This is a genomic window from Phytobacter diazotrophicus (assembly GCF_052061655.1).
Classification (GTDB): Bacteria; Pseudomonadota; Gammaproteobacteria; order Enterobacterales; family Enterobacteriaceae; genus Phytobacter; species Phytobacter diazotrophicus.
This window is the reverse complement of sequence record NZ_CM125428.1, coordinates 4,826,731-4,841,773: the sequence shown is the minus strand read 5'-3', so window position 1 is coordinate 4,841,773 and position 15,043 is coordinate 4,826,731. Positions and strand designations below refer to the sequence as shown.

The 15,043-nt window shown below is 54.3% G+C and carries 12 protein-coding genes; 9 read left to right on the top strand and 3 right to left on the bottom strand.

Going from position 1 to position 15,043, the window contains the following annotated elements; translation table 11 throughout:
* Position 1 precedes the first annotated feature (1 nt).
* The 3 genes from oadA to citS form a co-directional block, all read right to left on the bottom strand.
* On the bottom strand, positions 2-1,768 hold the full coding sequence (oadA, locus tag ACS0RQ_RS23455; RefSeq protein WP_271848777.1) for a sodium-extruding oxaloacetate decarboxylase subunit alpha: 1,767 nt from the start codon (positions 1,766-1,768) through the stop codon (positions 2-4).
* Positions 1,769-1,782: 14 nt separating this feature from the next.
* On the bottom strand, positions 1,783-2,022 hold the full coding sequence (locus ACS0RQ_RS23450; protein WP_271848778.1) for an oxaloacetate decarboxylase subunit gamma: 240 nt from the start codon (positions 2,020-2,022) through the stop codon (positions 1,783-1,785).
* Positions 2,023-2,182: 160 nt separating this feature from the next.
* Positions 2,183-3,523 carry a citrate/sodium symporter CitS gene (citS, locus tag ACS0RQ_RS23445; RefSeq protein WP_271848779.1) on the bottom strand — a complete coding sequence of 447 codons (1,341 nt, stop codon included), beginning with the start codon at positions 3,521-3,523 and terminating at the stop codon, positions 2,183-2,185.
* A 251-nt stretch (positions 3,524-3,774) separates the two neighbouring features.
* Here citS and citC point away from each other — a divergent pair, with 251 nt between their 5' ends.
* The 9 genes from citC to carB all read left to right on the top strand — a co-directional run bounded on the left by citC (position 3,775) and on the right by carB (position 14,817).
* Complete coding sequence (gene citC / locus ACS0RQ_RS23440; RefSeq protein ID WP_271848780.1) at positions 3,775-4,806, top strand: [citrate (pro-3S)-lyase] ligase; 1,032 nt, start codon at positions 3,775-3,777, stop codon at positions 4,804-4,806.
* Between the two features lie 29 nt (positions 4,807-4,835).
* Entirely contained in the window at positions 4,836-5,129 is a 294-nt protein-coding gene (gene citD, locus ACS0RQ_RS23435) for a citrate lyase acyl carrier protein (RefSeq protein WP_271848781.1), read from the top strand.
* A complete protein-coding gene (gene citE / locus ACS0RQ_RS23430) occupies positions 5,126-5,995 on the top strand; it encodes a citrate (pro-3S)-lyase subunit beta (RefSeq protein ID WP_271848782.1) in 870 nt (289 codons plus the stop codon). The genes citD and citE overlap by 4 nt, the downstream gene beginning before the upstream one ends.
* 10 nt (positions 5,996-6,005) lie before the next feature.
* The gene (gene citF / locus ACS0RQ_RS23425; RefSeq protein ID WP_271848783.1) at positions 6,006-7,526 is read left to right on the top strand and encodes a citrate lyase subunit alpha; all 1,521 of its coding nucleotides are present in this window, start codon (positions 6,006-6,008) and stop codon (positions 7,524-7,526) included.
* Positions 7,526-8,095, top strand: coding sequence for a citrate lyase holo-[acyl-carrier protein] synthase (gene citX, locus ACS0RQ_RS23420; protein ID WP_271848784.1), 570 nt, complete (start codon positions 7,526-7,528; stop codon positions 8,093-8,095). Before citF ends, citX begins: the two co-directional genes overlap by 1 nt.
* Positions 8,055-8,963: a triphosphoribosyl-dephospho-CoA synthase CitG gene (citG, locus tag ACS0RQ_RS23415; protein ID WP_271848785.1), complete on the top strand. Its 909-nt coding sequence runs from the start codon at positions 8,055-8,057 to the stop codon at positions 8,961-8,963. The genes citX and citG overlap by 41 nt, the downstream gene beginning before the upstream one ends.
* Before the next feature lie 182 nt (positions 8,964-9,145).
* Positions 9,146-9,967 (top strand): 4-hydroxy-tetrahydrodipicolinate reductase, encoded by an 822-nt coding sequence (gene dapB / locus ACS0RQ_RS23410; protein WP_271848786.1) that lies wholly within the window; start codon positions 9,146-9,148, stop codon positions 9,965-9,967.
* A gap of 457 nt (positions 9,968-10,424) precedes the next feature.
* Positions 10,425-11,573, top strand: a complete 1,149-nt coding sequence (gene carA / locus ACS0RQ_RS23405; RefSeq protein ID WP_039078307.1) for a glutamine-hydrolyzing carbamoyl-phosphate synthase small subunit — start codon at positions 10,425-10,427, stop codon at positions 11,571-11,573.
* 19 nt (positions 11,574-11,592) lie between these two features.
* Entirely contained in the window at positions 11,593-14,817 is a 3,225-nt protein-coding gene (gene carB / locus ACS0RQ_RS23400; RefSeq protein ID WP_271848787.1) for a carbamoyl-phosphate synthase large subunit, read from the top strand.
* Positions 14,818-15,043 lie beyond the last annotated feature (226 nt).

Here is a 15,043-nt window from a genome sequence, read left to right as displayed (position 1 = left end):
GTTACGCAAGCTGCATCAGGGTATCGCCGACCGCCACGGCATCCCCGGTTTTCACCGCGATACCGCGCACTGTGCCCGCCTGTGCGGCGCGGATTTCGGTTTCCATCTTCATGGCTTCCAGAATCAGCAGCACGTCACCTTCCTCCACTGTCTGGCCTTCGCTCGCCACCACTTTCCAGATGTTGCCTGCCAGCGGCGCGGTCACCGGCGTGCCCGTTCCAGCCTGAGTCGGAGTCACTGCAGTAATTGGTGCGGCAGCCGTTGTCGCCACCTGGCTGATATCGCCACCGTCGCTCACTTTCACCACAAAGGCTTTGCCTTCCACTTCCACAGTGTAGATACCGGAGGTAACCGCGTTTACCGCTGCAGCAGGCTGCGCGCTCTCCACCTGTGGTAGCGGCTCGAACGCCGCCGGGTTATTGCGGTTCTCAAGGAACTTTATGCCCGGTTGCGGGAACAGCGCCACGGTCAGCACATCGTCGATGGCATTATCCGCAAGCCTGATACCCTTCTCCTGCGCCTGACGTTTGATGTCGGCTTCCAGCGCCGTCAGCTCCGGCTTCAGCAGGTCCGCCGGCCGGCAGGTGATGGCCTGCGCACCGTTGAGGACTTTCGCCTGCAGCGCAGCGTTCACCGGGGCCGGGGAGCGGCCGTATTCACCTTTCAGAATGCCCGCCGTTTCTCTGGCGACGGTTTTGTAGCGCTCGCCGGTCAGCACGTTGAGCACCGCCTGGGTGCCGACAATCTGCGAGGTCGGAGTCACCAGTGGGATAAAGCCAAGGTCCTCGCGTACGCGAGGAATTTCTTCCAGCACCTCATCAAGACGATGGGCGGCGTTCTGCTGCTTCAGTTGGCTTTCAAGGTTGGTCAGCATGCCGCCCGGCACCTGCGCTACCAGAATGCGGCTGTCATAGCCTTTCAACTGGCCTTCAAAGGCGTGGTATTTTTTGCGCACTTCGCGGAAACAGGCGGCGATATTTTCCAGCTTGTTGATATCCAATCCGGTGTCGTGGGCAGTGCCGGCAAGTGTCGCCACCAGCGCTTCGGTAGCTGGGTGACCATAGGTGGCGCTCATTGAGGAGATGGCGGTATCCACGCCGTCGACGCCCGCTTCAATTGCTTTTAGAAGTGCCATCTCCGCCATCCCGGTGGTGGCGTGGCAATGCAGGTGCAGGCGTACGTCGTAGCGTTTTTTGATTTCGCTGACCAGCTCATAGGCTGCCATAGGGGTCAGAATGCCGGACATATCTTTAATGGCGATGGAGTCCACACCGGTTTCCAGCAACTGTTCGGTTAAGTCCAGCCAGGTCTGCAAGGTGTGTACCGGGCTGGTTGTGTAAGAGAGGGTGCCCTGAGCATGCGCGCCGTGGCTGCGTACGGCCTGAAGCGCCGCTTTCATATTGCGCGGGTCATTCATGGCATCAAAGACGCGGAACACGTCCATGCCGTTTTTCACCGCCCGCTCAACAAAACGTTCGACCACATCATCGGCATAGTGACGGTAGCCTAGCAGGTTCTGCCCGCGCAGCAGCATCTGCAACGGGGTTTTTGGCATCGCTTTTTTCAGCTCGCGCAGGCGTACCCACGGATCTTCACCGAGAAAGCGGATGCATGCGTCAAAGGTGGCGCCGCCCCAGCATTCCAGCGACCCGTAGCCAACGTCGTCAAGCGCGGCGGAAATCGGCAACATGTCATCAAGTCTCAGGCGGGTGGCAAACAGGGACTGGTGGGCGTCGCGCAGGACGACATCGGTAATAGCAAGAGTCATTGATCTCTCCAAAATTAAGCGTTAAAGCGATGATGATGAATGGCGGCAATAATCACCGGCTTTAAGCGGGTGAAGTCGTCCACGGCAGCTACGGCAAGAAGTGCCGGTGGGGTTACAGCTTCCGGGAAAAAGTGGCTGATCGCAGTGGACATCATGCGGATCGCAAAAATAAGCAGGAACAGGAATGTCAGGACGAACCCCATTCCCATAAGCATTAGGGTAAAACCTTCACCCAGTAGTACGGCATCATTCATAAATGATTATCCAGAATAGGTGCACGGCGATGCGGCGTTTACAAATGTTCGGGGGATCCGGCTAAGGAGCTGTAGAGTGGATTTCCCTCGGCCTCCCCTGGCGTCAGTCTCTACATTTCCCCGATATATTTGCAGCCGCACGCACCACCGTGCGTATTAATTACACCATCATGCTGAACACGATGCTGGCAATGACCAGCACAATGCCGCCGCCCAGACGGGAGGAGATTTGTGCGTAGGAGATAAGATTCATACGATTACAGGCAGAGAGAACCTCCAGGTCGCCAGAACCGCCGCGGTTCGCCATACACAGGCCCGCGGTAATAGCGGATTCAATCGGGAAGAAACCAATTAACCAGCCGCCGACTGCCGCGCCTATAACGGCACCGACCACGATAACCGCTGCAATCACGACATTCGCAAATGTCAGCGCATCAATGATTTCCTGAAGGTCGGTATAGCAAACGCCGACGCCGACCATCAGTACCCACAGCAGCTGTTTGGAGAAGAAGTCGGAAAGGCGTTTGGCACCGGCTTTAATCTCAGGAGAACACAGACCGGAGGCGTTCAATGCCGCAACGATCAGCACCATCCAGGCGAAATAGTGGATAGAAACGCCGCCAATGCCTGGCAGGATCTTTTTGGCGACAACATAGGCCAGCAGGAAGCAGGTGGTAGATAACACCATACCGATAGCTGTCTCGCGGTGGGTGATCTGATCTGCCTTTTCATCGTCTTCCGTTCTAAAAGAGGCTTTGCGTACCAGTTCACCCTCACCGCTAAGCCAGGTGTATTTTTTACCGATAATGTCGAGTACGGCGGCAAAGATAATGGCGAAGATATTAGCGATAGTGAGGATGGCGATGGCGGTGGAGTAGTACTCTTCGCGAGAGCGGCCGGTTACTGAGTGGTAAATCTCCGACAGCGGGACGGCGCCTGCGCCATTACCGCCACCCATGATTGGCAGCACGTACAGCATCATGATGCGGTCAACCGGAATACCGAAGCACAGGCCAATTGCAATGCCGAAAATGGCGGCTCCTGCGATCCCGGTGAGAATAGTTGGAATGTAGCCGAGCAGCGATTTTAGCAGCAGCTTACGGTTGACCGAAAGGATTGCGCCGGTAATCAGCACCGCAATAAACAGGTTAAGAAAGTTACTCTTATCCATTACGTTGCTAATCGCATCAATTTCTTTCTGCGTAAAAATACCAGCATAGACGAAGTAGGCTGCGACCAGAAATATCATTACCGGCGCACCGCCAATATATTTATTAAATATTGGCAGCCGTTTACCTATTTCTCCAAAAATGGCGCCAATAATAAACATAATGGCAAAACCACCCACTAAATCGTTTGGGAGCGCATTATAAAAATGGGAGAGTAACAGCGTAACTAACGCGAAAGCATAAAGCGGCAACGACATACCGAAGATTTTAAACCCCAGTAAATCACGTGCGCCCTTTTTCTCCACAGCGGGAGTTTGGGTCATGTTGGTCATAAACATTATCCTGTTTATCGTGAGAGGTAACGCCGCGCATATTAATAAATTCAATTCACAATGAGATGTGATTATCCTCACTGAATGGTGGTGTTTTTTATTAATTTAATTATTTTTATTTTCCTCTTTAATTAAGAACATAAAATTCATAAAGGTAATAAAACTAACATGGGAAATGTGATTTTTATTCCAGACGAATAACATAAACGCTGGCGAAATATGCGGCGTTATTTGCTTATGGACGCAGAATAATGAATCTAACGTTTAAGCGTATTTATCCGCAGAAGGATGAAAAGTGCCGCCAACCGGTGGCAAGCTTTCTGAAACAGGCCGGGCTCTTTCTGGAAGCTGATTGTGAAGTAGTCGTTTGCGCTGAGTGGCAAAACAACATCGTGGGCTGCGGCGCTATCGCCGGCAACGTACTCAAATGTATCGCTGTCTCTCCCAATTTACAGGGGGCGGGGCTGAGCCTGAAGCTGCTGACTGAACTGCTCACACTGGCCTATGAACTCAACCGTAGCGAGCTATTTCTGTTTACCAAGCCGGAAAATAGCGTGCTGTTTTCCGGCGCGGGCTTCTGGCCCATCGCGCAGGCGGGCAAGCTGGCAGTATTGATGGAAAACAGCAGCGAGCGGCTGGCCCGCTTTTGTCGCCAACTGGCGATGTACCGCCAGCCAGGGAAGACGATTGGTGCAATTGTGATGAACGCCAACCCTTTTACCCTGGGCCACCGTTACCTGATTGAACAGGCGGCGGCGAGGTGCGACTGGCTGCATCTGTTTGTGGTGAAAGAAGACGCATCGCAGTTTCGTTACACCGACCGCTGGGCACTGATCGAGCAGGGGGTTGTCGGCATCGAGAACCTCACATTGCATCCTGGGTCTGCCTATCTTATTTCGCGAGCGACCTTCCCCGGCTACTTCCTTAAAGAAAAGGGGGCGGTGGACGATTGCCACTGCCAGATCGATCTTCAGCTGTTTCGCGAACATCTGGCACCCGCGCTGGGCATTACCCATCGATTTGTCGGCGATGAACCTTATTGCCCTGTGACGCGTGCCTACAACCAGCGGATGCACGACATTCTGGGCGATCCGTACGGTTGCGGCCCGGAAATCAACGTGGTTGAGCTGGCGCGTATGGTGAAAGGGGGCGCTCCCGTTTCCGCCTCCCGCGTCAGAAAACTCTATGCCGAACGCGACTGGAGAACGATGAGTTTGCTAGTGCCTGACGGAACATTGGCCTTTTTACAGCGCTTTGCCGCTGAACAGCCTGAAACCGTATGACGTAATACCGTTAACAAGGAACATAACCTATGGAAATTATTAAGGATGCCATGGCCGGCACGCTGGAATCCAGCGATGTGATGGTAAGGATTGGCCCTTCCTCCGAGCCAGGGATCCGGCTAGAACTGGAGAGCCTCGTGAAGCAGCAGTTTGGCGCAGCGATTGAATGCGTGGTTCGGGAAACGCTGGGGAAGCTGGGGGTTGAACGTGCGCTGGTCAGCGTCGACGACAAAGGCGCTCTGGAGTGCATTTTGCGCGCAAGAGTACAAGCGGCAGCGCTGCGTGCGGCAGAACAAACGGAAATTCAATGGAGTGCGTTATGAGACCTCGTCGCAGTATGTTGTTTATCCCCGGCGCCAATGCGGCCATGTTGAGCACCTCTTTTGTTTACGGCGCGGACGCGGTGATGTTCGACTTAGAAGATGCCGTCGCGCTGCGTGAAAAAGACACCGCTCGCCTGTTGGTTCATCACGCGCTGCAGCATCCGTTCTACCAGGATGTGGAAAAAGTGGTGCGCATTAATCCTCTGAATACGCCGTTTGGTCTGGCCGACCTGGAAGCCGTGGTGCGCGGCGGCGCGGATATCGTCCGTCTACCGAAAACCGATAGCAAAAACGACGTGCTGGAGCTGGAAGCACAGGTTGAGCGCATTGAACGCGAATGCGGCCGCGAAGTGGGCAGCACAAAGCTGATGGCGGCGATTGAATCGGCGAAGGGCGTGGTCAATGCCGTCGATATTGCGACCTCCAGCCCGCGCATGGTGGCGATTGCGCTGGCGGCCTTCGACTATGTGATGGATATGGGCACCTGCCGCGGCGATGGTACCGAACTGTTCTACGCCCGTTGCGCGGTACTGCACGCGGCGCGCGTTGCGGGCATTGCCGCCTACGACGTTGTCTGGTCCGACATTAATAATGAAGAAGGTTTCCTCAAAGAGGTGCAGCTGGCGAAAGGCCTTGGTTTTAACGGCAAGTCGCTGGTGAACCCGCGCCAAATTGAGCTGTTGCATCAGGCCTATTCGCCGACGTTAAAAGAGGTGGAACATGCGCAGGAAGTGATTGCCGCAGCGGAAGAGGCGGAATCTCGTGGGCTTGGCGTGGTGTCGTTGAATGGCAAAATGATTGACGGCCCCATTATCAACCACGCACGTAAAGTAGTAGCGCTGTCCGCTTCCGGCATTCGTGATTAAGGAGGGAACCATGAAAGAGACCGTAAACATGCTAAATCAGCATTATGTCGTGCCGGAAGGATTGCAGCCCTACGCTGGTGTCACAACCAACAGCCCATGGCTGATCTGTGAAACGGACAAACGTCAGCGTAAAGTCTGCGATTCGCTGGAGGAGGCGATACGCCGCTCAGGATTGAAAAACGGGATGACCGTTTCCTTCCACCACGCTTTCCGTGGCGGCGATAAGGTCGTCAATATGGTGATGGCGAAGTTGGCGGAAATGGGTTTTCGCGATTTAACACTGGCCTCCAGCTCCCTGATTGACGCGCACTGGCCGCTTATCGAACATATTAAAAATGGCGTGGTCCGCCAGATCTACACTTCCGGGTTACGCGGTCAGTTAGGCGAGGAGATCTCCGCCGGGCTGATGGATAATCCGGTGCAGATCCACTCTCACGGTGGGCGGGTGAAGCTTATCCAGAGCGGTGAGCTGAAGATCGATGTCGCTTTCCTCGGCGTACCGTGCTGCGATGAGTTCGGTAATGCCAACGGTTTTAGCGGTAAATCGCGCTGCGGCTCGTTAGGTTATGCGCAGGTTGATGCCGAACACGCCAAATGCGTGGTGCTGCTGACGGAAGCGTGGGTTGCGTACCCGAATTATCCGGCGAGCATTGCGCAGGATCAGGTGGATTATATTGTTCAGGTCGATGAAGTGGGTGATCCGGCGAAGATCACGGCGGGGGCGATCCGCTTGTCCAGTAACCCGCGTGAACTGCTGATTGCGCGTCAGGCGGCGCAGGTGATTGAACATTCCGGCTATTTCAACGACGGCTTTTCCATGCAGACCGGAACCGGCGGCGCGTCGCTGGCGGTAACGCGCTTCCTCGAAGATAAAATGCGTCGCCACAATATTACCGCCAGCTTCGGGCTCGGAGGAATCACTGGCACGATGGTGGAGCTGCATGAAAAAGGGCTGATCAAAGCACTGCTTGATACCCAATCCTTTGACGGTGACGCCGCGCGTTCTCTGGCGCAAAACCCTAACCACATTGAGATTTCTACCAACCAGTACGCCAATCCAGGCTCTAAGGGGGCGGCATGCGAACGTCTGAACGTGGTGATGCTCAGCGCACTGGAAATTGATGTGAATTACAACGTGAACGTGTTGACCGGTTCGAACGGTGTCCTGCGCGGCGCGTCCGGCGGACATAGCGACACGGCGGCGGGGGCAGATCTCACCATTATTACCGCGCCGCTGGTACGCGGGCGCATTCCTTGCGTGGTGGAGAAGGTGCTCACCACCGTAACTCCCGGCGCTAGCGTCGATGTGCTCGTGACCGATCACGGCATCGCAGTGAACCCGGCACGTCAGGATCTGATTGATAACCTGAGGCAGGCTGGCGTAGCGCTAGTGAAAATCGAACAACTCCAGCAGCGCGCGGAGCAGTTGACGGGCAAACCGGAGCCTATCGTCTTTACCGATCGGGTTGTGGCGGTGGTGCGCTATCGCGATGGATCGGTGATCGACGTGATCCGCCAGGTTAAACGCTGATGAACGGCGCAGACCTCCTCGCCAATGGTCAGCCGGTAACGCTTAAAATGATGCTCCACGCACGCGATAGCCGCGCGGCGCGTCAGCGTCAGGCGTTGGATTGTTATCGACTGCCGCTGATTTCATTTTCACTGGTGACGCCTGGAGCAGTCAAAAACTCCCCTGTATGGCAGCGTGTTGCTGAGTATGCGCAGCGCGAGATCACGGTGGTCTGTCAGCAGATGGAATGGGTCCGCGTCTGGGAAGCGCAGACGGGGGCGCTGAGCGGCCCGGAATGGATGGCGGCGGTCTGCGCACCTGCCGAAGCGCTGAAACGGCAGTTGGTGATGCTGGAGCAACAGCATCCACTGGGAAGGCTCTGGGATCTTGATGTGATTAATAGCGACGGCCGGTTGCTTTCACGTCGTGAACTGGGGCTACCTGCCAGGCAATGCCTGATTTGTCAGCAGGATGCCCATGTCTGTGCGCGAGGTCGAGCTCACTCTCTCGATCTCTTGTTGGATGAAATTGCACGAAGGATTGATAGCTATGAGCGTGGACGTAGTGACGGAACGGTATACGCCAGTTAGCGTAACGCTGAAAGCCGAAGATGTTATCGGACTAGTGGCGCGCGCGCTGCTGGTTGAGGTGCAGTTAACACCTAAACCGGGACTAGTGGACATTCGCAATTCCGGTGCCCATCGGGATATGGATCTGGCCACCTTTGAGCGCAGCACGGCGGCGATTGCACCATGGATGGAAAAGTTTTTTATCATGGGTAATAGTACCGCGAAGCTGGATCCGCAGACAGTGTTGGTTATGCTGCGTCCGCCTGGACTGGCCTGTGAGAACGATATGTTACAGGCGACTGGTGGCGTAAATACACACCGTGGCGCGATATTTGCTTTTGGTCTGTTAAGTACGGCTATAGGGCGAATTCGCGCACTTGAGGAACCACTTGAGCAAAATCTCATTTGCGATCATGTGGCCCGTATGTGCAAGCATATTGTTGCGCGTGAACTCTCATCAGACAAAGATGGGAAGCTGAGTAAAGGTGGGATGCATTTTCTACATTATGGTCTGGCCGGCGCACGAGGGGAAGCCGAAAGCGGTTTTCGTACCGTGAGAACGCAGGCTCTGCCTGTTTACAATCGGGTTTTACGGGAGTGTGGGGATGCGAATCTTGCGCTGTTGCAAACGCTTCTGCATTTGATGGCCTGGAATGATGATACCAACCTTGTATCCCGAGGTGGACTGGAAGGACTTAATTATGTTCAGCAGGAGGCACAAAAATTATTATGGCAAGGTGGAGTGTTGGTCGAAGGCGGAATTGAAGCGATGCAGCAACTGGATGACGAGCTTATCGCCCGTAATCTAAGCCCTGGTGGCAGTGCTGATTTACTGGCAGTGACCTGGTTTTTGAGTCATTTCCCGACGGGCCCTTTCTATTCTGAGTAAGTTTCACTTCATTTTCTTCCCAGACTATTGATTCATCCTGCGGGATGAATCATGTCTTTTACTGATATTTCCCGCTGTTTATCATTTAATTCTAATTATCGGTGTTTTCGGCTGGTAGCCCCGACGCGGGCTGGTTAATCTGAGAACGATTTTCAGCATTTCATTAACAAAAGAGTACAACTATGCATGATGCACAAATCCGCGTAGCCATCGCGGGGGCCGGCGGGCGTATGGGCCGCCAGTTAATTCAGGCAACCCAGCAGATGGATGGCGTCGCGCTTGGCGCAGCACTGGAGCGGGAAGGTTCTTCCCTGCTGGGCAGCGATGCAGGAGAGCTCGCTGGCGTGGGTACGACAGGCGTTACCGTGAGCAGCGATCTGCAGGCGGTAAAGGACGATTTTGATGTACTGATCGATTTCACCCGTCCGGAGGGAACCCTTGTTCATCTGGCGTTTTGTCGCCAGCACCGCAAAGGGATGATTATCGGTACCACCGGTTTTGATGATGCAGGCAAAGCGGCAATTCGCGAGGCATCGCAAGAGATTGCCATTGTTTTTGCGGCGAATTTCAGCGTTGGCGTGAACGTAATGCTTAAGCTGCTGGAAAAAGCGGCGAAGGTGATGGGGGGTTACACCGATATAGAAATTATCGAAGCACATCACCGCTATAAAGTGGATGCGCCGTCAGGGACCGCCCTGGCTATGGGAGAGTCTATTGCCCAGGCATTGAATAAAGATTTAAAAGATTGTGCTGTTTATGCACGTGAAGGCCATACCGGCGAGCGTGTACCGGGCACAATTGGCTTTGCTACCGTTCGCGCGGGTGACATTGTCGGCGAACATACAGCGATGTTCGCTGATATCGGTGAACGCGTTGAAATTAGCCATAAAGCGTCAAGCCGAATGACGTTTGCTAATGGTGCGGTTCGCTCTGCTTTATGGCTAAAAAACAAAGAAACCGGCCTTTTTGACATGCGGGATGTGCTGGATTTGAACAATTTGTAAAAGTTATTACCCATCGTGATGTGGTTGTTGCAGTCGTAATGTATTGATTGCATAGGGCAATATTTTATTGCCCTTTTATTTTTCCTCATTTTATCTGATTCACCATTTTAAACCCCTATTAATGTCTGTCTTCCGTCCCATTATGGTTGCTGAAATGTAAATTTTGACCGTCTGGTCCACTTTTTACTAAAGCTGAGTCCATGTAACCAGTTTTATAACGACGCAAGCGTTTTCCTTCCTCCGGTAATGTGATCTTTTTGCCCTCTAAATCGTGCTATTCTTTTCTGGGGCGCAAAAAGACATGAAAAAGATGCGCTATGAGTTGACTTTTACCCTTCATGTCTCCAGAATGCCGCCGTTTGCAAAAAATTCGCGGTTACGCAAATTTGCATTGATTCGAGGCTTATAATTGAATTAATATGCAAATAAAGTGAGTGAATATTCTCTGGAGGGTGTTTTGATTAAGTCAGCGCTATTGGTTCTGGAAGACGGAACCCAGTTTTACGGTCGGGCCATAGGGGCAACAGGTTCGGCGGTTGGGGAAGTCGTTTTCAATACTTCAATGACCGGTTATCAAGAAATCCTCACTGATCCTTCCTACTCCCGCCAAATCGTCACCCTTACTTATCCCCATATTGGTAATGTCGGCACCAATGCCGCCGATGAAGAATCCTCTCAGGTACATGCGCAAGGCCTGGTCATTCGCGACCTGCCGCTGATTGCCAGCAACTATCGTAATACCGAAGACCTCTCTTCATACCTGAAACGCCATAACATCGTGGCGATTGCCGATATCGATACCCGTAAGTTGACGCGTCTGCTGCGTGAAAAAGGCGCACAGAACGGCTGCATTATCGCCGGGGACAATCTGGATGCCGCTCTGGCGCTGGAGAAAGCGAAAAGCTTCCCGGGGCTGAACGGGATGGATTTGGCGAAAGAAGTGACGACTGCCGAGCCATATAGCTGGACGCAGGGGAGCTGGACACTGAAAGGCGAATTGCCGGAAGCGAAAAGCGAAGATGAACTGCCGCTGCATGTCGTGGCGTACGACTTCGGCGCAAAACGTAACATCCTGCGTATGCTGGTGGACAGAGGCTGCCGTCTGACGGTCGTTCCGGCGAAAACGTCGGCGGAAGATGTCCTGAAAATGAATCCGGACGGTATCTTCCTCTCTAACGGTCCTGGCGACCCGGCACCGTGCGATTACGCTATCGAGGCAATCGAAAAATTCCTTGAGACCGACATTCCGGTATTCGGTATCTGTCTTGGCCACCAGTTGCTGGCGCTGGCGAGCGGCGCGAAAACCGTGAAGATGAAGTTCGGTCACCATGGCGGCAACCACCCGGTAAAAGATATCGATAACAACACCGTGATGATTACCGCACAGAACCACGGTTTTGCAGTAGATGAAGCCTCCATGCCTGCAAACCTGCGCGTCACGCATAAGTCATTGTTTGATGGCACCCTGCAGGGGATTCATCGCACGGATAAACCGGCATTCAGCTTCCAGGGCCATCCTGAGGCAAGCCCGGGCCCGCACGACGCTGCGCCGCTGTTCGACCATTTTATCGAGTTAATTGAGATTTACCGTCAGTCTGCTAAATAATCAGGAGCGAAAAAGAGCCATGCCAAAACGTACAGACATAAAAAGCATCCTGATCCTTGGCGCCGGCCCGATTGTTATCGGTCAGGCGTGTGAGTTCGACTACTCCGGTGCGCAGGCGTGTAAAGCGCTGCGTGAAGAGGGTTATCGCGTCATTCTGGTGAACTCCAACCCGGCGACGATCATGACCGACCCGGAAATGGCGGATGCAACCTATATCGAGCCGATCCACTGGGAAGTGGTACGCAAAATCATCGAAAAAGAGCGTCCGGATGCGGTGCTACCGACCATGGGTGGCCAGACAGCGCTGAACTGTGCGCTGGAGCTGGAACGCCAGGGCGTGCTGGCCGAGTTCGGTGTCACTATGATCGGTGCCACCGCTGATGCGATTGATAAAGCCGAAGACCGCCGCCGCTTCGACGTGGCGATGAAGAAAATCGGCCTGGAAACCGCGCGTTCCGGTATCGCGCACAATATGGAAGAAGCGCTCGCCGTTGCTGCTGACGTGGGCTATCCGTGCATCATTCGACCCAGCTTCACCATGGGCGGAACGGGCGGCGGTATCGCCTACAACCGCGAAGAGTTTGAAGAGATTTGTGAACGCGGTCTGGACCTTTCCCCGACAAAAGAGCTGCTGATTGATGAGTCGCTGATTGGCTGGAAAGAGTACGAGATGGAGGTGGTGCGTGATAAAAACGATAACTGTATCATCGTCTGCTCCATCGAAAACTTCGACGCCATGGGCATCCACACCGGTGACTCCATCACCGTTGCGCCTGCACAGACCCTGACCGATAAAGAGTATCAAATCATGCGTAACGCCTCGATGGCGGTATTGCGTGAAATCGGCGTGGAAACCGGCGGTTCTAACGTTCAGTTCTCGGTTAACCCGAAAAATGGCCGTCTGATTGTTATCGAAATGAACCCGCGAGTCTCCCGCTCCTCCGCGCTGGCCTCGAAAGCGACCGGCTTCCCGATTGCCAAAGTGGCGGCGAAACTGGCGGTGGGTTACACCCTCGACGAATTGATGAACGATATCACCGGTGGTCGTACCCCGGCGTCCTTCGAACCGTCTATCGACTACGTTGTCACCAAGATCCCGCGCTTCAACTTTGAGAAATTCGCTGGCGCCAACGACCGCCTGACCACTCAGATGAAATCGGTCGGTGAAGTGATGGCCATTGGCCGCACCCAGCAGGAATCCCTGCAAAAAGCGCTGCGCGGCCTGGAAGTGGGCGCAACCGGCTTTGACCCGAAAGTGAGCCTGGATGACCCGGAAGCGCTGACCAAAATCCGTCGCGAGCTGAAAGACGCTGGCGCTGAGCGTATCTGGTACATCGCCGATGCCTTCCGTGCAGGCCTGTCCGTTGATGGCGTTTTCAACCTGACCAACATTGACCGCTGGTTCCTGGTGCAGATTGAAGAACTGGTGCGTCTGGAAGAGAAAGTCGCCGAAGTGGGCATTAACGGCCTCGACGCGGATTTCTTGCGTATGCTCAAGCGTAAAGGCTTTGCCGATGCGCGTCTGGCTAAACTGGCAGGCGTGCGCGAAACGGAAGTGCGTAAGCTGCGCGATCAGTACAACCTGCACCCGGTCTACAAACGTGTGGACACCTGTGCGGCAGAATTCGCGACCGACACCGCTTACATGTACTCCACGTATGAAGAGGAGTGTGAAGCGAATCCGAACCAGGACCGCGATAAAATTATGGTACTGGGTGGCGGCCCGAACCGTATCGGTCAGGGGATTGAATTTGACTACTGCTGCGTACACGCCTCGCTGGCGCTGCGCGAAGACGGCTACGAGACCATCATGGTCAACTGTAACCCGGAAACGGTCTCTACCGACTACGACACCTCCGACCGTCTCTACTTCGAGCCGGTAACGCTGGAAGATGTGCTGGAAATCGTGCGTATCGAGAAGCCGAAAGGCGTTATCGTGCAGTACGGCGGTCAAACGCCGCTGAAACTGGCGCGCGCGCTGGAAGCGGCGGGTGTACCGGTTATCGGTACCAGCCCGGATGCCATTGACCGTGCCGAAGACCGTGAACGTTTCCAGCAGGCGGTTGACCGTCTGAAACTGAAACAACCGGCGAACGCCACCGTCACCGCCATTGAGCAAGCGGTTGAGAAGGCGAAAGAGATTGGCTACCCGCTGGTGGTGCGCCCGTCCTACGTTCTGGGTGGCCGTGCGATGGAAATCGTCTACGACGAAGCCGACCTGCGTCGTTACTTCCAGACCGCAGTGAGCGTGTCCAACGATGCGCCAGTCCTGCTGGATCGCTTCCTGGACGATGCGGTAGAAGTGGATGTTGACGCTATCTGCGACGGCGAAATGGTGCTGATTGGCGGCATCATGGAGCATATCGAGCAGGCCGGCGTGCACTCCGGCGACTCCGCTTGTTCCCTGCCAGCCTACACGCTGAGCCAGGACATTCAGGACGTGATGCGCCAGCAGGTGCAGAAACTGGCCTTCGAACTGCAGGTTCGCGGTCTGATGAACGTCCAGTTTGCGGTAAAAGATAACGAAGTGTATCTGATTGAGGTGAACCCGCGTGCGGCGCGTACCGTACCGTTTGTCTCCAAAGCCACCGGCGTACCGCTGGCGAAAGTGGCGGCGCGTGTGATGGTTGGCCAGACGCTGGCACAGCAGGGCGTCACCAAAGAAATTATCCCGCCGTACTACTCGGTGAAAGAAGTGGTGCTGCCATTCAATAAATTCCCGGGCGTTGACCCGCTGTTAGGGCCAGAAATGCGCTCTACCGGGGAAGTGATGGGTGTGGGCCGTACCTTCGCCGAAGCGTTTGCTAAAGCGCAACTGGGTAGCAACTCCACGATGAAGAAACAGGGGCGTGCGCTGCTCTCTGTACGTGAAGGGGATAAAGAGCGTGTGGTTGACCTGGCAGCGAAGCTGCTCAAGTTCGGTTTCGAACTCGATGCAACTCACGGTACGGCGATTGTCCTGGGCGAAGCCGGTATTAATCCGCGTCTGGTGAATAAGGTGCATGAAGGTCGTCCGCACATCCAGGACCGTATTAAGAATGGCGAATACACCTACATCATCAACACCACCGCAGGCCGTCGGGCGATAGAAGACTCCAGGGTCATTCGCCGCAGCGCGCTGCAGTACAAAGTGCATTACGACACCACGCTGAATGGTGGTTTTGCTACAGCGATGGCGCTGAATGCCGATGCCACCGAGAAGGTGACCTCCGTTCAGGAAATGCACGCGCAGATTAAAGGGTAACCTGCTGCGCAGACCAGCGCATAGTATTACCGATTAAATAAACGGTTCCTGTAAAGGAGCCGTTTTTTATACATACCATTCGTCCTGAACGTGCAAATCATTGTTACGCATTTTTCTAATGCCACTAGCACGATTTTGCTCACACTAATGATCTTCAAACCTGCATACTATTTCTTGTTATCCGTATATTTAGTGTGGTTAATGATTTTGTCGATATCCCGGCAAG

What these genes read in the sequence shown, in the direction of transcription:
- citE (WP_271848782.1), top strand. Translation starts at nt 5,126, where the DNA reads ATGAGACCTCGTCGCAGTATGTTGTTTATCCCCGGCGCCAATGCGGCC.
- dapB (WP_271848786.1), top strand. Translation starts at nt 9,146, where the DNA reads ATGCATGATGCACAAATCCGCGTAGCCATCGCGGGGGCCGGCGGGCGT.
- citX (WP_271848784.1), top strand. Translation starts at nt 7,526, where the DNA reads ATGAACGGCGCAGACCTCCTCGCCAATGGTCAGCCGGTAACGCTTAAA.
- citC (WP_271848780.1), top strand. Translation starts at nt 3,775, where the DNA reads ATGAATCTAACGTTTAAGCGTATTTATCCGCAGAAGGATGAAAAGTGC.
- ACS0RQ_RS23450 (WP_271848778.1), bottom strand. Translation starts at nt 2,022, where the DNA reads ATGAATGATGCCGTACTACTGGGTGAAGGTTTTACCCTAATGCTTATG.
- oadA (WP_271848777.1), bottom strand. Translation starts at nt 1,768, where the DNA reads ATGACTCTTGCTATTACCGATGTCGTCCTGCGCGACGCCCACCAGTCC.
- citS (WP_271848779.1), bottom strand. Translation starts at nt 3,523, where the DNA reads ATGACCAACATGACCCAAACTCCCGCTGTGGAGAAAAAGGGCGCACGT.
- citD (WP_271848781.1), top strand. Translation starts at nt 4,836, where the DNA reads ATGGAAATTATTAAGGATGCCATGGCCGGCACGCTGGAATCCAGCGAT.
- citF (WP_271848783.1), top strand. Translation starts at nt 6,006, where the DNA reads ATGAAAGAGACCGTAAACATGCTAAATCAGCATTATGTCGTGCCGGAA.
- carB (WP_271848787.1), top strand. Translation starts at nt 11,593, where the DNA reads ATGCCAAAACGTACAGACATAAAAAGCATCCTGATCCTTGGCGCCGGC.
- citG (WP_271848785.1), top strand. Translation starts at nt 8,055, where the DNA reads ATGAGCGTGGACGTAGTGACGGAACGGTATACGCCAGTTAGCGTAACG.